Source organism: Aurantibacter sp. UH7 (genome assembly GCF_056839165.1).
On sequence record NZ_CM166388.1, the window covers coordinates 2,363,598 to 2,383,258 of the forward strand.

General features: G+C 35.5%; 14 protein-coding genes. 5 read left to right on the forward strand and 9 right to left on the reverse strand.

Translation table 11 applies throughout. The features are described from left to right. Positions 1–17 precede the first annotated feature (17 nt). The 4 genes from UH7x_RS10035 to UH7x_RS10050 all read right to left on the reverse strand — a co-directional run bounded on the left by UH7x_RS10035 (position 18) and on the right by UH7x_RS10050 (position 3,398). Positions 18–1,010 (reverse strand): transporter family protein, encoded by a 993-nt coding sequence (locus UH7x_RS10035; protein ID WP_482359802.1) that lies wholly within the window; start codon positions 1,008–1,010, stop codon positions 18–20. Continuing rightward, positions 997–2,046: a cytochrome-c peroxidase gene (locus tag UH7x_RS10040; RefSeq protein ID WP_482359803.1), complete on the reverse strand. Its 1,050-nt coding sequence runs from the start codon at positions 2,044–2,046 to the stop codon at positions 997–999. The genes UH7x_RS10035 and UH7x_RS10040 overlap by 14 nt, the downstream gene beginning before the upstream one ends. Before the next feature lie 56 nt (positions 2,047–2,102). After that, positions 2,103–2,900, reverse strand: coding sequence for an MbnP family protein (locus UH7x_RS10045; protein ID WP_482359804.1), 798 nt, complete (start codon positions 2,898–2,900; stop codon positions 2,103–2,105). A gap of 120 nt (positions 2,901–3,020) precedes the next feature. Further along, the gene (locus tag UH7x_RS10050; protein ID WP_482359805.1) at positions 3,021–3,398 is read right to left on the reverse strand and encodes a hypothetical protein; all 378 of its coding nucleotides are present in this window, start codon (positions 3,396–3,398) and stop codon (positions 3,021–3,023) included. 121 nt (positions 3,399–3,519) lie between these two features. Here UH7x_RS10050 and UH7x_RS10055 point away from each other — a divergent pair, with 121 nt between their 5' ends. The 5 genes from UH7x_RS10055 to UH7x_RS10075 all read left to right on the forward strand — a co-directional run bounded on the left by UH7x_RS10055 (position 3,520) and on the right by UH7x_RS10075 (position 10,679). Then, positions 3,520–3,915 carry a hypothetical protein gene (locus UH7x_RS10055; protein ID WP_482359806.1) on the forward strand — a complete coding sequence of 132 codons (396 nt, stop codon included), beginning with the start codon at positions 3,520–3,522 and terminating at the stop codon, positions 3,913–3,915. Positions 3,916–4,043: 128 nt separating this feature from the next. Next, positions 4,044–5,120: an efflux RND transporter periplasmic adaptor subunit gene (locus tag UH7x_RS10060; RefSeq protein WP_482359807.1), complete on the forward strand. Its 1,077-nt coding sequence runs from the start codon at positions 4,044–4,046 to the stop codon at positions 5,118–5,120. Positions 5,121–5,144: 24 nt separating this feature from the next. Continuing rightward, the gene (locus UH7x_RS10065) at positions 5,145–8,396 is read left to right on the forward strand and encodes an efflux RND transporter permease subunit (protein WP_482359808.1); all 3,252 of its coding nucleotides are present in this window, start codon (positions 5,145–5,147) and stop codon (positions 8,394–8,396) included. 1 nt (position 8,397) lies between these two features. Further along, positions 8,398–9,825, forward strand: coding sequence for a TolC family protein (locus UH7x_RS10070; RefSeq protein ID WP_482359809.1), 1,428 nt, complete (start codon positions 8,398–8,400; stop codon positions 9,823–9,825). Between the two features lie 455 nt (positions 9,826–10,280). Next, positions 10,281–10,679, forward strand: a complete 399-nt coding sequence (locus UH7x_RS10075; protein ID WP_482359810.1) for a hypothetical protein — start codon at positions 10,281–10,283, stop codon at positions 10,677–10,679. Positions 10,680–10,737: 58 nt separating this feature from the next. On the opposite strand, the gene UH7x_RS10080 is transcribed toward UH7x_RS10075, so the two are convergent. The 5 genes from UH7x_RS10080 to lysS form a co-directional block, all read right to left on the reverse strand. Continuing rightward, positions 10,738–12,168 (reverse strand): SLC13 family permease, encoded by a 1,431-nt coding sequence (locus UH7x_RS10080; RefSeq protein ID WP_482359811.1) that lies wholly within the window; start codon positions 12,166–12,168, stop codon positions 10,738–10,740. An 83-nt stretch (positions 12,169–12,251) separates the two neighbouring features. After that, entirely contained in the window at positions 12,252–13,646 is a 1,395-nt protein-coding gene (locus UH7x_RS10085) for a c-type cytochrome domain-containing protein (RefSeq protein WP_482359812.1), read from the reverse strand. Between the two features lie 3 nt (positions 13,647–13,649). After that, positions 13,650–15,161 carry a DUF1501 domain-containing protein gene (locus UH7x_RS10090; protein ID WP_482359813.1) on the reverse strand — a complete coding sequence of 504 codons (1,512 nt, stop codon included), beginning with the start codon at positions 15,159–15,161 and terminating at the stop codon, positions 13,650–13,652. A gap of 12 nt (positions 15,162–15,173) precedes the next feature. Further along, positions 15,174–17,912 carry a PSD1 and planctomycete cytochrome C domain-containing protein gene (locus tag UH7x_RS10095; RefSeq protein ID WP_482359814.1) on the reverse strand — a complete coding sequence of 913 codons (2,739 nt, stop codon included), beginning with the start codon at positions 17,910–17,912 and terminating at the stop codon, positions 15,174–15,176. Between the two features lie 58 nt (positions 17,913–17,970). Beyond that, the gene (lysS, locus tag UH7x_RS10100) at positions 17,971–19,659 is read right to left on the reverse strand and encodes a lysine--tRNA ligase (protein WP_482359815.1); all 1,689 of its coding nucleotides are present in this window, start codon (positions 19,657–19,659) and stop codon (positions 17,971–17,973) included. Positions 19,660–19,661 lie beyond the last annotated feature (2 nt).

The window sequence follows — 19,661 nt, forward strand, 5'->3', positions numbered from 1 at the left end:
TCTTTAGTTTATAATTATCACAAAGCAAAATTGACATATAAGCCATAGCGCTTGTTTGCATTTACATTGCCACCAAATAAATCTTGAGAAATTGGTATGGCAGCATTTGCACCTAAAATGAATTTGCCTATTGCATATTCGGCTCCAAAAGTTCCATTTAAAATGCGACCGTCGGTATCTATTTGAGCTTCACCATATTGTTCTATTTCTTCATAAATATCCCCTGAAAAACCAATAAATGGCATTAGCGCTGAGCGCGTAAACGGTATTCTAAAATAGGCATTACCCGAATAGTTAAACTGATTTCCATAACGGTAATCATTTTTATTTTCACCTTTTAGGTAATATGTAAAAATTGAACTAAAGCCTATTTTTTCTCCACCATAATTATAACCTAATGAGAAAATACCATCGAGACTTCCAGTGCCTACTTGGAATCCGGGATTAACGCGATCTGTTAGTCTTTCTTCAAATTCGCCAGTAGGTAATTTTGCGCCTATTCCAATTTGTATGGAGTGCTTAGAGAGTGGTTTTGTAACGGGGTATGGTATAGAGTCGTTGGTTTCCTTCTTATAAAATTGCCATTTAAACCACCCGACAACACTAGCATCGCCTATTCCATTTAAGGCTTCGTCTGCAGCTCCACTATCAAATGTTCTATTTAAATCTTGAAATGGTAAGCTTGCAGTAGCATAAAATTTTTGAGATAATGGTATTTGTGCCCAAAGCTGATAGGTGTTCAAATATTCATGACTACTTGGTGAGTTTGTGAAAATTCCATCTCTCGAATCAAAACTTTGGTGCGTGTATCGTAATCCAATAAAATTGGAATTAGAAAGTGTGCCAAATCCAGAACTCCCGCTGCTTGTTGCGCATCCGCATAAATCGCAAAATGGTTTTAATTCAATCATTTCGTGATTGTGATTGCAGGGTGTTGGTTCAGTTGCAACACAAGTATAGCTTACTGCTAAAAGTATAAATATGCTTATTGAGGTTTTAATATTCTGCAAATCGTGTATCGTTTAAAAATTCGTCGTCGGTAAATGTTTTTAAAAATGCAATAAGCTGTACTTTTTCATTTTCGGAAAGAGAAATACCAAAACTTCCGTCAGCTCTTAATAAACTTTCATCAATATTGCCATTGTCTACCATACCACTGTCATAAAAATTTAAAACTGCTTCTAAAGTGGCAAACCTGCCATCATGCATATACGGAAAGGTTCTTTCGATATTACGTAAACTAGGCACCTTAAATTTATATAAATCATCAGGATTCTCAAGTACATTGAACCGACCTTTATCTTCTAATTTTGGATTTATAGGTAAACCAGTATTTCGGTAACTTTGGTCCGTAAATAAATCTGTTGCATGACAAGAAATGCATTTTTCTTGAAAAACACTTTGCCCTAAAAGTTCATTTTCTGTAAATGTAACACCTTCTTCGTTTCGTACATATTTATCATATTTTGAATTCGAAGAGACCATCATCAACATAAATTGTGATAATGCTTTAAGAATATTTTCGCTATTAATATTGCCGTCTTCAAAAGCCAATGGAAATTGAGATAGATAGTAAGGATCTTCTTTTAGTTTGACTACGATATTAGAAAGCGTTTCATCCATTTCTAATTCGCTAGTTATTGGAATAATGGGCTGTAAATCTAAATGAGAAGCAGCACCATCCCACATAAAATCGGAAAAATAAGCTAGATTCTGAATTGGTGGTGAATTTCGAAATCCGATGCCACCATTAACACCATGGCTTAACGTATGACCATGATGTGTAAAGGCAAAAGCTTGTTCGTGGCAAAAAGCACAGGGAATTGCATTGTTGGATGAAAGTTTTCCTTCATAAAATAATTTTTTACCTAAATCGAAACCTGCTTGTGTAACCGGATTATTTTCTAGGGCATATTTTACTTCCGGAAAATTATCGGGTTGCTCAACTTGTAAATATATTGGCGTATAACTTATTTCTGGAGTGTCAGTATCACAACTCCATAAAAAAATCATACAGCTAATAGCTAAATAGATTTTATTATCCATAGTATAAATGATATAAAATGCCGCAGTGTTTTATACTACGGCACTTAATTTATAAACTATTCGTTGTGTACATGATGTACCATAAACATTCCTTGGATGTTATTGGCAATTACTGGAGTGGTAGCTTCATCGGTATGTACTTGGCTGTAACCATCAGATAATACAACTGAAGTTTGACCATCAAAAACTTTTGCAATATCAGCTTTGATGTGCACTTCTGGCGTTGAAGTTTCTCGTATTAGAATAGTGTTAGGCATATCTAGGTTTACCTCGCGGTAGTTATCTAAACTCGTGCCTACACTACCCATGTGAATGTTTAGTGCTTCGTCGGTTACTGTGCCGTCAGAGTATACACCGTCTAATCGAATAAAACGGAATCCAGTTGCCCATGACCATAACATTTCTTTTTCTTGAGCCACAGCCATTAAATCTCCTTGGCCGTCTGCACCTTTTGCATATCGTTCTTGGTCAATACCAACACCAAATGAAATTTTAGTATAATCGGCAGCAGGTACATCGGTTAAAGTAACCCATATTTCGCCTGCATTATTAGCATCAGCCTCATCAATGATGAAAGCATTTTGGTCTACTGGGTACATAAAAGTGGTTCCATCGGCTTCAGTTAATTCAATATTACTTACTAAATATTTTAGTGATGTAACTTTATAAAATTCACTTGATGATTTGTCGTAAGAAACATCAAAGATGAAATCTTGGTCACCAACACCATTATCGAATTTTATAACTACATCACCAGTTTGCCCGTCTAAAGATTCAACAGTATTGTCATCATTTGAGCAAGAAAGAATTGCGCCACAAAATAATAGGCATGCAAGAATATTTATGATTTTCATTTTAAAGTATTTTATATATAGATGCAATGAAGCACTACGCCTCTATTCATCTGTAATGATTGTTTTAAATTTTAAAAGTATTTGGATGATATTCAGCTAGATGCTGATAATTTGAAGAAGTTAAGCGTGGATAGGAGGTCTATCACTTTTTGTGAGTAGAAGTAATTTGTAATTGTTCGTGTAAATAACAGCTTCAACCGTTTCAGGAGATTCAATAGAATTAAAAACTATTTCAGGATATGAAACAAAGAATACCGGTGTAATATTTGCTTCACTAAAGATTGCTTTTTCTTTAGATTCTTTTTTTTGTGTTTCCTTTTTAAGCATAGTGGCAAGGTAGCATTTGCCATTACATTCTAATTTAGGCTTCTCTTTGTTAATACAAAGCACTTCTTTTATATAATCATTGTTTGCACAATAATCAACCCAAACAGAAAGCACCATAGCCGGCTGGGCATGAAAACTTATAAGTAGCAATATGGCGATAAATCGATGCAAAAGAAATAATTTTCGCGAAGTTATTATTTTTTCGAATAAAAAGTATGATAAATATCATTAACAAAAAATTATCACGTTTATTTGTAGTAGAAAAGTAATTCGCTATAAATTAGCGCTTCATATGTTAAAGTTGCAGAAGCATTTTATGCTGCTAACAATCTTTTTGTTAGTAATTGGTTTTCAACCCGCTAAAGGTTATGCGGCTGTTGATTCTACCACGGCGAATACTGAATTGTCATCTTCTGATACAAGCGTATCAACGCTATATTTTAAAACAGAGGCAAAAGTACACAACACAAGGTCATTAGAGCTGTTGGCAGAGATGGCTGAGTTCGATAAAGAGGAAGAGGAAACTGCTATTGATGCCGATGCAAATGGAGCTATTTCTCATGCCTATTTTACTTCTTTTTTAAGTTTTTCACTTTTAGATTTATATACTTCAGAAAAACAATTTGATACTCCTAAAAACAAAGTATCAAACCAACTATATCTTCAATTTCAGGTTTTTAGATTGTGATTTTATTGCGATAGGGTTCTATATTTTTATAGATACCTGCATTTAAACTTTAGAGTTCTATAAGATTGAAATTCATTCTTTCTTGTGCTCAATTTTAATTATCCCAATACATTTAAATTACAATCCAAATGAAGCCAATATTATTATTCTTGGTTGCAAACTTGTTATTTGTTAGTTGCAATCACCATAAAAAAGAGGAACATAAATCAATAAAGCATTTAGTTTCTAGTCCCATTAAATTAGATACAGTAATTACTAAAGATTATGTCTGTCAAATACATTCAATTCGGCATATAGAAGTACGTGCCTTAGAAAAGGGATATTTGAAAAAAATATCTGTTGATGAAGGTCAACTGGTGAAAAAAGGTCAGCCTATGTTTCAAATTATGCCTAACGTGTATCAGGCAGAGTTATCTAAAGCGGAGGCCGAAGCTAATGTTGCAGAAATTGAGTACAAAAACACAAAGTTATTAGCAGATAGTGATGTTGTATCACAGAATGAATTGGCAATGTCTAAGGCAGAATATGCAAAAGCACAAGCTGAAGTTACAATGGCTAAAACACACCTAGGTTTTACCAATATATCGGCACCTTTCGACGGTTTAATGAATCATCTTCATGTTAGAGAAGGAAGTCTTTTAGATGAGGGTGAAATGCTAACTAGTTTATCAGATAATAGTAAAATGTGGGTGTACTTTAATGTCCCAGAATCTGAGTATCTAGATTATATTACGAGTACTGCTAAAGATAGTAAAGAATCGGTAAAGCTATTAATGGCAAATAATAAGCTGTTTAATCAGATTGGCATTGTAGAGACCATCGAAGGAGAGTTTAATAACGAGACTGGTAATATTGCTTTTAGAGCTACGTTTCCAAATCCGGATCGTATTTTACGTCATGGCGAGACAGGGAGTGTAATACTTACGGTTCCATTAAAAAATGCATTACTTATTCCACAAAAAGCCACTTTCGAGGTATTAGATAAAAAGTTTGTTTTTGTAGTTGATGACGAAAATAATGTACAGCAAAAAGAAATTACAATAAGCGCAGAGTTGCCACATCTCTTTGCAGTAGAATCAGGTCTTGCTGAGAATGATAAAATATTATTGGAAGGTATCAGAATGGTCAAGAGCGGAGAGCACATTGATTATAAGTTTGAAAAACCACAGTCGGTTTTGTCACATTTAGCGCTTTACGCAGAGTAATTCAAACCTTCAAACTTCAACAAGATGTTTAAAAAATTCATTAAAAGGCCAGTATTGGCTATAGTTATTTCTGTGGTTCTCATTTTCGTCGGATTGTTGGCCATAAAACAGTTGCCGATATCACAATTTCCTCAAATAGCGCCAACTACGGTAAATATTTTTATTGCTTATCCTGGTGCTAGTTCAGACGTGTTAGTGAAATCGACACTAATTCCCCTTGAAACTTCAATAAATGGAGTACAAGGTATGCGGTATATTGCCTCAGATGCAACAAGTGCAGGTGAAGGCACATTGCGTATTATATTTGAACCAGGTACGGATCCAAACCAAGCCGTAGTACGTGTAAAAACTAGGGTGGATCAAGTGATGCCGCTACTCCCTGAATTAGTACAGCGCGAAGGTGTAATTATAACACCCGTTCAGCCGAGTATGTTAATGTACGTGAACTTGTTTAGCGAGGATAAGAGTAATGATGAGAAATTCCTTTACAATTATGCATACACTAAGATAATACCAGAAATTCAGCGAATAGATGGTATAGCTAGTGCTCAAATTCTAGGTAGTAGAAAATATGCAATGCGCGTTTGGTTAAAACCAGATCGTATGCGCGCATATAATGTCTCAGCCGAAGAAATACTTGAGGCTATGGAAGATCAAAGTATTTTGGCTCGACCAGGCCGATTAGGGCGAAGTTCTGGTAAACAAGCACAATCTCTTGAATATGTGTTGGTATACCAAGATAGATATAATGAGCCGCAACAATATAAAGACATAATTATAAAAGCTAATGAAGAAGGTGAGATATTAACCTTAGGTGATTTAGCCGATGTTGAACTCGGTAGTGAGTTTTTCGATATATATTCCAATCTCGATGGTAATCCGTCTGCTTCAATAGTTTTAAAACAAACATTTGGTAGTAATGGTAGTGATGTTATTGATTTAGTAAAAGCTAAGTTAGATGAGCTAGAAGCGGATTTGCCTCCCGGAATTGATTATAAGATTAGTTATGATGTGTCTACATTTTTAGATGCCTCTATAGAGCAAGTTGTGCATACACTTAGAGATGCATTTATACTGGTGGCGATAGTAGTTTTTCTCTTTTTGGGAGATTGGCGTTCAACACTAATACCGATAATAGCAGTACCTGTATCGCTTATAGGTGCCTTTTTTGTAATGCAACTGTTTGGACTATCCATAAACTTGATTACACTATTCGCATTAGTGCTTGCTATTGGTATTGTGGTTGATAATGCGATTGTGGTGGTGGAGGCCGTCCATGTTAAAATGGAAGAAGAAAATCTCACACCCTATAATGCCTCGGCTGAGGTTTTAAAGGAAATTGGGGGTGCAATTATTGCCATCACATTAGTTATGGTTTCGGTGTTTATTCCTATTTCGTTCATGACGGGTCCTGTAGGTGTTTTTTATAGGCAATTTAGTATTACCATGGCAGGGTCTATTGTGATTTCTGCAATTGTGGCATTAACATTAACACCGGTGCTTTGCGCAATGTTGTTAAAAAACAATCATGGTAAGGAAAGAAGAAAGACACCTATCAATCGATTTATAGATTGGTTTAACAATGGATTCGAAAAAATCACAGGACGGTATATTAAAATACTCGATAAAATAGTAACCCGAAGAATAATTACTTTCGGTATGTTAATCGCATTCTGTGCTGGTATTTTCTTAACCAATCAGGTTTTACCAGCCGGTTTTATTCCAAATGAAGATCAAGGAATGATCTACGCGATAATTCAAACACCACCTGGTGCTACACTCGAACGAACAAATGAAGTAGCAAAAAAACTATTGAAAATATGTGAGGAGACCGAAGGTATTGAATCAGTTTCTTCATTGGCTGGATATGAAATAATGACTGAGGGTAGAGGGTCCAATGCTGGTACTTGTTTAATTAATCTAAAACCTTGGTCTGAAAGAAATAATTCGGTTCATGAAATAATGGAGGAGTTAGAAGAAGAGACCAAAGACCTCGGGGCAATCATAGAATATTTTGAACCGCCAGCTGTACCAGGTTTTGGTTCTTCGGGTGGATTTGCAATGCGTATGCTTGATAAAACAAATGGTACGGATTATCAAGAGTTTGAACGCATTAATAATGATTTCATGGCAGCCTTAAATGAGCGCGAAGAATTATCAGGCTTGTTTACATTTTTTGCCGCCAATTATCCGCAGTATAAATTAAAAATAAACAATAAGGCTGCTATGCAAAAAGGGGTGACCATAGGTAAGGCCATGGAGAATTTAAATATCCTAATTGGTAGTACGTATGAACAAGGTTTCATTCGTTTTGGCAGATTTTTCAAAGTATATACCCAGGCGGCACCCGAGTATAGAGGTATGCCTTCAGATTTAGCAAAATTGTTTGTTAAAAATGAAGAAGGCGAAATGGTACCATATTCAGCCTTTATGACAATGGAAAAATCATTAGGTCCTAATGAGATTACGAGGTATAATTTGTACAATTCTGCAGCAATAAGAGGGCTACCTGCGCCAGGATTTACTAGTGGAGATGCTATTAAAGCTATTCAGGAAGTAGCAGCTGAAAACTTACCTCGAGGATATGATATAGCATGGGAAGGTCTTTCTTATGATGAATCTAGAAGAGGTAATGAATCCATTTATATTTTTATTATAGTATTAATTTTTGTGTATCTGGTATTGGCTGCTCAATATGAAAGTTTTTTACTCCCATTAGCAGTTATACTTTCATTACCAGCAGGAGTATTTGGCTCATTTTTACTGCTAAAGTTAATGGGACTTTCAAATGATGTTTATGCTCAAATAGGAGTGATAATGCTGGTTGGTTTATTAGGTAAAAATGCAGTACTAATTGTCGAGTTTGCAGTGCAAAAAAGACGTGAAGGCGCTAGTATTAAAGAAGCGGCTATTGAGGGTTCTCGAATGCGTTTTAGGCCTATTTTAATGACTTCATTTGCTTTTATAGCTGGTTTAATTCCTTTAGTTCTCGCATCTGGTGCAGGTGCAATTAGTAATAGAACTATTGGGGGCTCAGCCATGGGTGGCATGTTTTTAGGTACAATTTTAGGTGTTGTAGCAATACCTGGTCTTTATTATCTATTTGCCAAGTTAGCAGATGGTCGTGGCTTAATTAAAAATGAAACTGCGGAGCCAGTCTCTGAAGAAATCGTTCGTTCCTACGCAGAACAAAATGCGATGAAGAAAGAGGTGAGTGTGCTTAGAGAGCGTCTTCAAAAATTAATGTCAAGAAGCAAGAAAAATAAAAAAGAATAAAATGTTCAGAAATAATAAGAAATACATCGTATGTAGTCTTCTGGTGGTTATTATGCATTCTTGTGTACCTACAAGGGAAGTTAGAGATGCTGAAGTAATAATGCCCGAAAGCTATAGTAATCAAATAACAGATACGCTCACAAGTGCAACGGTTAAATGGACAGATTTCTTTTCTGATCCAGAACTGAAAGATTTAATCGATATCGCTTTGGTTAAAAACCAAGAGTTGAATATTGTTCTACAACAGATAGCAATGGTGAAAAATGAAATTCGAGTACGGAAAGGAGAGTATTTGCCTTTTGTGAATTTTAAAGCTGGAGCCGAAGTAGAAAAGGTAGGGGAGTATACTCGAAATGGAGCAGTTGAAGAGGGGTTAGATTTGGATGAAGAGGCATTTCCTGATCCTTTAACTAATTATTCAACGGGCTTATTTGCTTCCTGGGAACTCGATGTTTGGAAAAAACTTCGAAATTCTAAGAAAGCGGCAGTTATGGAATATCTCGCTACGCAAGAAGGCAAAAATTTTATGGTAACTAATTTGGTGTCAGAAATTGCAGATGCATATTACGAGCTTATTGCACTAGATAACCAGTTGGCAATTATAGAAGAAAATCTTGACATCCAGAAAAATGCTTTGAGAATTGTAAAACTTCAAAAACAGGCAGCTCGTGCCACCGAATTAGCCGTAAAAAGGTTTGAAGCTGAGGTTTATAAGAATAGGAGTGAGCGTTATGAGATAAAGCAAGAGATTGTAGAAACCGAAAACAAGATTAATTTCTTAATAGGTAGACAACCAGTCTCAATAAATCGTAATGCTAATGCTTTTATTGAGAAGGAAGTAGATACAGTATTCTCGGGTATTCCTGCTCAGCTATTACAGTACAGGCCAGATATAAAGCAGGTTGAGTATGACTTAGCAGCAGCTAAATTAGATGTTAAAGTGGCCCGAGCAAATTTTTATCCTTCATTTGGAATTAATGCTGGTGTAGGTTTAGAAGCTTTTAAGCCAAAATTTTTGACTGAAACTCCAGAATCTTTGTTGTATAGTTTAGCGGGTGATGTGGCAGGTCCTCTAATAAATAGAAATGCTATTAAAGCTGAATATAATAGTGCGAATGATAGGCAGTTACAAGTCGTTTATGAATATGAAAAGACAATACTGAATGCGTATATAGAGGTAGCTAATGAACTGTCAAATGTTCAAAATCTTAAATTGAATTATGATTTAAAAATTGAACAAGTAGATGCACTTAATGCGTCTATAGAAATTTCAAACAAGCTTTTTCAGTCTGCTCGGGCAGATTATATGGAAGTTTTATTAACGCAACGAGATGCTCTTGAGGCAAAAATAGAATTGGTAGAGACTAAAAAGAATCAATTAATTGCTAGAGTAGGAGTTTATCGTGCCTTAGGTGGTGGTTGGAATTAATTAATTGGCGAAAGTTGATTTATGTTTTGAAATGGGTTCATCCGAAAGGTGAACCCATTTCAATTTTATACAAGAGGTGAGGAGTTTATATTTTAATATAAATAACTTTATTTCTAAAATAGTGATGATTGTACATCTTTAAGTGTATTAATACTATTGTCTAATTACTAAAAATTACATCCGATAAAATGCAAGAATATCGACGAAATGCATAAGTCATTAAAAATCAATAAAATAACTCGATGAATGGTGTTATTTTTTGTGATAAAAATGAAGCTATAAAAGTGATGCCTCCGTAAGAATATAATTACCAAAATATCAAATAATCAGTGTTTTGTTGCCAAAATTACGAATTTGGTAATTTGGGTGTTTTTGACAGTTAATGTGCTTTAAGGTATGTGCAATATTACGACTTAAGCATTGTTATACTGAAGTAGAAATTAACCTAAAGTGTTATGAACAAAAGAAATATACTATTAAGTTTTGCATTTATTGGATTGTTAATCCAAGGTGCTTTCGCGAATAATATCGAAAAAGAAATTGAAGATTTTGACATTGATTCAGTTCAATATATAGAAGATGAGGAAGTAATTGTATTAGGTTTTGATACTGCCGATTATCTTCCTGAGAATTTTGACCCATATGCATACTACTATAACCTTAATTGGATTGAATATGTAGAGGATGCAGATTTAGAAAATTTAGAGGTTAAAAATAATCTACCTCAAAATTTCGATGCATATGCCAATCCTAAGGGAATAGAAGGAATCAATTATATTAATATAAATGATGATATCGTATTAGACATCAATACTAAAAACAATTTACCGAAAGGTTTTAATGCTTTCAAATAAATAAAGCGAACAATATTAAATTATAGTAGCCTCGACTTTTAGTCGGGGCTTTTTTTGTTTAGAAGAAAAACGGAACTACAAATTGAAACATTAAAATTAGTAAACCGATGGCAATAAAGTTTAAGACAACACCAACACGAGCCATTTCGTTTACTTTAATATAACCACTAGCAAATACTATTGCGTTTGGTGGTGTTGCCATTGGCAGCATAAACGCACAACTACTAGCCATGGTTACGGGTATTAATAAATATAATATCGGAATTTCTAAACCAATCGCTATACCTGCAACAACTGGTGCTAATACCGCAGTAAGTGCCACATTACTCATTAGTTCGGTCATAAAAAGCATTAAGGTGATTAGTAAAATGGCTGTGAATAGTACACTTATATTACTTGTTGCAATGGCACTAGATACTAGATCAACAATGCCGCTTACAGACATTCCTTTAGCAAGTGCTAAACCACCTCCGAAAAGTATAAGAATACCCCATGCAAGCTTTTGGGTATCTTTCCAATGAATAATAAAATCTCCTTTTTTTAGATTATAAGGAAGTGCGAACATCGTAATAGCCGCTGCAATACTTATTATACTATCGTTTAGTTTTAAATCTGGAAAAATATCATTAATTACTGTTCTGAAAATCCAGAAAAAAACAGTGACACCAAATATGGATAGCACCATTTTTTCTTTACCACTCATAGGTCCTAATTTGTGTAATTCGTCATTAATTACATCCTTAGAGGCGCTAAATTTTAGTTGCTTGTTTGGGAACATCAATTTTACCAATACCAAATAGCTAATCCAAATCATAACCGTAGCAAAGGGCACTCCAATAACCATCCATTTTAAGAATGAGATTTCAATATTATATTCGTTTTCCAGAAGACCAATCATAACTGAATTTGGTGGTGTTCCAATAACAGTAGCAATGCCGCCTGCATTGGCAGAAAATGCAATACCGAGCATTACACAAAGGGCGAAATTTTTGTCGCTCTTGGTAAATCCATCAGAATCATTTACCAATAAGCTAATAACGGACATTGCAATTGGCAGCATTACAACAGTGGTTGCCGTATTGCTTATCCACATGCTTAAAAATGCCGTGGCAATCATAAATCCAAGTACTACTTTGTTTGGGGTTGTGCCTGTTAACTTAATGATATTTAAAGCTATACGTTTATGAAGATTTACTTTCTCTAATGCCAACGCCAAGACAAAACCACCAAAGAACAGGAAAATAATGGGGCTGCCATAATTAGCACCCACTTCCCCTATATCCATAATTTTTAAAATAGGAAACAATAAAAGTGGCAATAAAGCGGTAACAGAAATAGAGACTGCCTCAGTTATCCACCAAATAACCATCCACGTGGCAACGGCAATAACTGCATCGCCTTTTTCAGATACTAGATCGAAGGGTAAATTGAGAATGATTAAAAAAAGAATTGGACCAATAAAAAGGCCCGCTTTTTTGCTAAATTCCATAAAGTATAATAAAGATGCTCTAAACTATGTTTTTTCTTTGGTTTTAGAAAGTATAAAATCAATCAAGATAAAATATTGTCAAATTAATATATAATAGAGTCAGTAGGAATTGTAGGTAATTCATATCCGCCATAATCAATACTAATCTGGCCATCTTTTAATGACTTAACATCTTGAGAAGTTACCTTTGTTTTGTGCAGATATACTTTTTGCAGTTTTGGAAAATCAGATAATTGAGATAGATACTCACTTTCAAAATTAGTAGCAGTAAGATTAATCGATTTTACATGATTTAAAGACGATAAGTGTTTAATGTTTTTTCCGCTAATAGAGGTGTTATCTAATTTTAGAATTGTCAAATTAGGAAGTAGTGCTAATTTTTTAAATATAGCATCAGTAATCTTTGTGTTGCCCAAATCTAATCTTGCAATATTCGATTTTATGGATAATAAATTTTCGAAATCGGCATCGGTAAAATCAGGTTTATTAATACATGATACATTTAAAAAATTAGAAGATTTACTGATTAAATCGACATGGATTCTAGTTTTTTCAATTGCTAAAATACTGTCTTGAGATGCCGAAGTGATTTCAATATTAGGGTAATCATTGTCGTCTTTTTTAGGAAAAAACGAAGCGAATAATTCTTTGTCTAATCCCGAATTTTTTATCGTCCCTTCAAAAGGATTACCTGCATCAATCCATGCGCCAACAAGTTTAATTTCTTCTTTTGTAGGTTGGGTTTTGCCTTCGGGTGGCATATGGTCGTCATTATCTATGGGGAGTTTCATCCGGACAAATAAATCGCTATCTGGAGCATTTTTAGCGTTAATAATCTCACCATTTTCACCACCTTTTAAAATATCTTCAGGGGTATGTAGCAGTAAGTCACCTTTAGCTTTTTTAGGATTATGACAGCTTACACATTTGTTATTTAAAATGGGGTGAATTACATCTTCATAAATTAGAGCAGTCTCCCAGTTATCTTCAGAAAGATTTATTTCTTTTGCTTCAAACGTTCCAATTCCTAAAGCTGATTTTACGGAATTTGGTAAAGGTTCAACGAGATAATCTTTGCCATGTGTAATATTACCTCCTTGGTGTCCCGTAAAGGAAATTAGGATAAAGAAAATAGTGGAGAGCATAATAAATGGCACTTTGGTTAAAAATGAAAAGTTTTTCGCGCCACTCAATTTAAAATACATCAAAAAAGAAAATAATGCGGTAGCGATACCCGACCATAAATGCCATTTAATAGTGTCAAATCCATACCCTTCACCTAAATATTGAAGGTAACCTGTTATGCACGCAGCTATGGCACTTATACCACCCCAAAAATATGCAACGGGAATAAGTTGGGTGTATGCTTTTTTCTTACGGTCCAGGAATTGTAATAGTAATCCAAAGATTAAAAATCCGATGGGTAAGTGCACTAATAGCGGATGTAATCTGCCTAAAAGTTGTTTTAAAACGTCCATTAACTAGGCTAAAATTTCTTTAATGACTTCTCCTTCTACATCTGTTAATCTAAAATTTCTGCCTTGGAATTCATAGGTAAATTGTTCATGATCAAATCCTAATTGTTGCAAAATAGTAGCATGAACATCATGAACAGAAACCTTACCTTCAATACCTGAGAATCCAATATCATCTGTTTTTCCATGACATGCTCCTTTTTTAATTCCGCCACCGGCCATCCACATCGTGAAAGCATCACCGTGGTGATCTCGACCTTTATAAGCCATTTTTTTGTTACCTCGGTTTTCTTGCATTGGTGTTCTGCCGAATTCTCCGCCCCAAACTACTAAAGTTTCATCGAGCAAACCTCTTTGTTTTAAATCGAGTAATAACGAAGTTATCGGCCGATCAATTTCGCGGCATTTATTTCGTAGGCCCATATCTATTGAGCCGGATCTTATATTGCCATGAGTATCCCAGCCCCAATCAAAAAGTTGAACAAACCGCACCCCATCTTCAACTAGTTTTCTTGCTAATAAACAGTTGTTAGCAAAAGATTCTTTGCCAGGTTCTACTCCATACATTTGCTTTATGTTTTCTGGCTCGCTATTAATGTTCATAACCTCTGGTACTGCAATTTGCATGCGATAGGCCATTTCGTATTGATTGATTCGAGCTAGAATTTCAGGATCCGCATATTTAAGATACTCCTGTTTATTTATTTTATTGATGGCATCGATTGTGCTCTTTTTTAAATCACGTGTAACACCATCCGGATCTTTGATATAAAGTACCGGGTCTCCTTTAGAGCGGCATTGCACTCCTTGATAAACGGAAGGTAAAAATCCACTACCCCAAACACTTTTACCAGCATCTGGAGTATTACCACCAGAAGTTAAAACCACGAAACCGGGCAAGTTTTGATTTGCTGAACCGAGTCCGTATGTAGCCCACGACCCTATACTAGGTCTTCCAAGTCGTGCACTACCAGTATGCATAAATAATTGTGCAGGTCCATGATTAAACTGATCTGTATGAACGGCTTTAAGGAAAGCAACTTCGTCAACTACTTTTTTAAAATGCGGCATATAATCCGAAACCCAATTACCGGACTCCCCTTCTTGTTTGAATTTTGCTTGCGGACCCATAAGTTTAGGCGTTCCTTTTATGAAAGCGAATTTCTTACCTTCTAATAGTGATTGTGGGCAATCTTGACCATCAAATTTATGAAGTTCGGGTTTATAATCGAACATTTCCAATTGCGAAGGTGCACCGGCCATATGCAAATAAATAACAGATTTAACTTTTGAGCTATAGGGTGGTGCTAAAGTAGCTAGGGGATTTAAATCGCGTTCAGAAAATACAGCTTGTGTTTTTTTTGGTGAAGTGGTTAACGGGTCGCATCCAGCGAATATTGAACTTAATGCAAGACCACCAATACCTTGAGCACAATTTTTAATAAAGTGCCGGCGTGTTTTAGCCTCAGCTTCTCGAGCTAGTTTTTCTTGTATTAGTTTATCAATAAGGTCTTTCACTGCTTAAATATTTTATCCCTTAGTTAAAAATTCATCCAAGTTCATAATTGCATTTGCAACAACTGTTAAAGCACTTAATTCTGCTGTTGGTTTTTCATCAAAATGTAAAAATTGATTAGTTCCTTTTGGGTCTTCATTAAATGCAATTAAGGACTTATCATAGAGCTCATACAATGCTTCTAAAGTACTAGTTTCAATTTTCGAGTAAGTCGCTTTTTCATAAGCAGCCGATATACTTTCTTTTATATCCCCGGCTACTTCATTTTTCTTTGCTAATTGATATGCTGCTTCTAAAAATACAGGGTCATTTAATGTAACTAATGCCTGTAATGGCGTATTGGTCACTGTTCTTCTAATCGTACAAACTTCTCTACTGCCAGCGTCGAAGGTCAAAAATGAAGGGTAGGGGCTTGTGCGTTTTAAATAGGTGTAAACACCTCTTCTGTAGCGATCTTCGCCTTTGCTCTCTTCCCACTGAGAGCCGTTATACACTGTTTGCCATACGCCATCCGGTTGTGGCGGCATAACGCCAGGGCCATACATTTTGTCGCTTAAAATTCCAGATACAGCAAGGGCTTGATCACGAATTGCTTCGGCTCCTAAGCGAATTCTAGGTCCCCGTGCATACAACTCATTTCCTGGATCTAGCGTATACATTTCTGGCGTGCCTTTTGAATTTTGTCTATATGTACCAGATAATACAATTTCCTTAATCAAGGTTTTTATGCTCCAGTTATGTTCATTCATAAAACGTAGGGCTAGCCAATCTAAAAGCGCCGGGTGTGAAGGTGCATCCGATTGAGAACCAATATCTTCAATGGTTGATACCAGTCCGCGGCCGTAAATTTGATGCCACACACGATTGACTAATGTACGTGCTGTAAGCGGGTTTTTTTTATCTACAATCCAATGTGATAATCCTAATCGATTTTTTGGCCATTCTTTTTGGTAGTCATTTAAGGTTTCGGGAGTACCTGGTTCTACGGTGTCCGTTTTAGTCATAAAACTACCTCTATCAAAAACTTGAGTAGTTCGTTTCATATACTCCGGATTCTCAGCTAAAATAGGAACAGTCTCCGTTGTAGCGTTTAGAACATTTATGAAATCAGCATTAATGCTAGACCAGCCAGATTCATTTTTTCCTGGCATATCTTCAATAAACCCTACCCAATATAAATTGAGAATATTTACCTCTTTGGCTACCGAATTATTTTGAGTTTCAATATAGAGATTGGTTTGTTCTGAAATCTCTTTTAGTGCAAATTGGGCCGTAGTATTTTCTGTGGTTTTGTTAATTGTAAATTCAGCTAAAATTTCACCTTCTGCATTATTTTTACGGATGATCATTTTAGTACCGTTATAATGTGAACGATAATTTAAATACACATAATTTGCCTTGTTTGTAAATACATTCTCCGCTATTAAATTACCATCATCCCAAAATACGACCGACGCATGATCATCATAAACACTATTCTCAAATTCTTTAAAAAAATGTGATTTGTAAACGGGTTCAGTAAATTGAATAAAGTCTTTATAGGTTTTTAGGGATTTTTTATTTCCGTATTGCGAGACCCAATTAAGAACATTATCAACTTTTTTTTGTTGCTTAGGCGTGTAAAATTTTAAAACTGGAGATTCGCTTGGGGTGTCCTCATCTCTAGAGTTATTAAAAAATGCCATTAAATTGTAATAATCCTTGTGTGTAAAAGGATCATATGGGTGACTGTGACATTGTACGCATTCCATGGTAGTACTTTGCCATACCGAAAATGTTGTATTAATTCGATCAATAACTGTAGCTACCCGGTATTCTTCATCATCGGTGCCGCCTTCGTCATTATTCATGGTATTTCTATGAAATGCAGTTGCTATTAATTGGTCCATTGATGGCTCTGGCAAAAGGTCACCTGCCAATTGATCGATGGTAAATTGGTCATACGGCATATCCTTATTGAATGCTTTAATTACCCAATCTCTATATTGCCATATAGAACGTCCCATATCTTTTTCATACCCTTTCGAGTCTGCGTAACGAGCTAAATCTAACCACCAAGTTGCCCATTTTTCTCCGTAGGTGTTTTTATTTAGAAGACTATCGATATAATTTTCATAGCTAATACTTCCGTTTTCAAAAGCCTTCATCAAACTTAGACTTGGCGGTAGGCCAGTAATATCCAAAGCTGCTCTTCTAGCTAAAATATTCTTCTCAGCCGGCTCATTAGGAGTAAGCTGCTCACTTTCTAAACGTGCTAATATAAAATTGTCAATACTATTTTGTAAAAAGTTTGTTTTCGGATTGGGAGCAAAGCTAGCTTCTGAAGGAAATACGGGTACTTCAACTTTGTCTGGTAAGGAATACGCCCAATGTTCACCCCATTTCGCACCTTGATTAACCCAATTTGTAAGTAAATCTATTTCTTCTTTAGATAGTTTAGGCTTTTCATAAGGCATTCTAAGTTCTGGGTCATCCTCATGCAGGCGTTTTATAAATTCACTGCCAGATGCATCACCACGGATAATTGCCGGTTTTCCAGATTTAGTATCTGCAAAAGCTTCAGATTCGAAAAGCAGACTAAAGCCACCATTTTTCTTAACACCACCATGGCACGTAATGCATTTGTTGTTAAGAATAGGTTTTACTTGAGTACTGAAATCAACAGGGTCAGAAGTTTGACAAGATTGTATCAGTAAAATACCAACAGCTATTAATAGCAGCTGGAAGCTCCGAAATGTTTGTTTTACTAGCATCAATGAAAGTTAAGCTGGTTTGGCTAACCTTCATAAATATAGGAAATTTAAGTGTTATCTAAACTAGAGCTACAAAAAGACCTTCATCTGTTTTATTAACCTTGGCAACATTGTTTTTGGCAAGTCCTTTTATTGATTTATCCCATTTTTTGCCACTAAGTCCCGTTTTAGCTTTAAGAGCACCCAATTCCATAGTGCCTTCAGGTTTCAAAATAGCAATAATTGCTTTTTCTTCATCTGTTAATTCAACAGCTTTTTTTTCTGGTCTCATTTGCGGGAAGAATAATACTTCTTGAATCGAAGAATTATTCGTCATCAACATTACAAGTCTATCTATACCAATTCCGATTCCGGATGTTGGAGGCATACCATATTCTAAAGCTCGGATAAAATCTTGATCAATGAACATAGCCTCGTCATCCCCTTTTTCAGACAAACGTAATTGTTCTTCAAAACGCTCACGTTGATCAATTGGGTCATTTAACTCAGAATAGCAGTTCGCTAATTCTTTACCGTTAACCATTAATTCAAAACGTTCAGTAAGGGCAGGGTTGTCTCTATGCTCTTTTGTTAACGGACTCATTTCTTTCGGATAGTCCGTAATAAAAGTAGGTTGCACATAAAAGTGCTCACATTTCTCACCGAATATTTCATCAATAAGTTTTCCAACACCCATAGTGTCATCTACTTCAAGTCCTAATTTGCGAGCCGTATCACGAAGTTGAACTTCATCCATTTCTGCAACATCAAAACCCGTATGAATTTTAATAGCTTCTAAAATCGGAACACGTGCATAAGGCGCTTTAAATTCAATTTCGTTTTCACCCACAGTAACTTTAGATGTGCCATTAGAATCAATAGCTATTTTTTCAAGCAATTGTTCGGTGGTATCCATCATCCAATTATAATCCTTGTATGCAACATAGAGTTCCATTACAGTAAATTCAGGATTGTGCGTGCGGTCCATGCCTTCATTTCTAAAATCTTTAGAGAACTCATAAACACCATCGAAACCACCAACAATCAATCTTTTTAAATAAAGTTCGTTAGCAATTCGTAAGTATAAAGGAATATTCAATGCATTGTGGTGCGTTAAAAAAGGTCTTGCTGCAGCACCACCAGGTATCGGTTGTAATATTGGTGTTTCTACTTCTAAATAGCCTTTGTCATTATAAAACTGTCGAATACTATTGGTAATCTTGGTTCGCTTTATAAATGTTTCTTTTACATGCGGATTAACTACTAAATCAACATAACGTTGACGATAGCGCATTTCCGGATCATTAAACTCATCAAAAACATTTCCTTCAGCATCCTTTTTAGGAAGCGGAAGCGGACGAAGCGTTTTACATAAGATCGTAAAATTTTTCACCATCACTGTTTTTTCACCAACCTGTGTTGTGAAAAGTTCGCCTTCAATTCCGATTATATCACCGATGTCGAGCAATTTCTTATAAACATCGTTATAGAGTACTTTATCCTCACCAGGGCAAATTTCATCTCGATTGAAGTAAACCTGAATACGTCCTTCACTATCTTGCAATTCTGCGAAAGAGGCTTTGCCTTGTATTCTACGAGACATTAGTCTGCCAGAAATAACTACTTTTCTCCCTTCAGAATAATTTTGTTTAATATTTTCTGAGGTAGCATCAACGGGGTATAATGCTGCTGGATATGGGTCTATGCCCATTTCTCTCAATTTCGTTAATTTCTCTCTACGAATAAGCTCCTGTTCTGATAATTGCATGC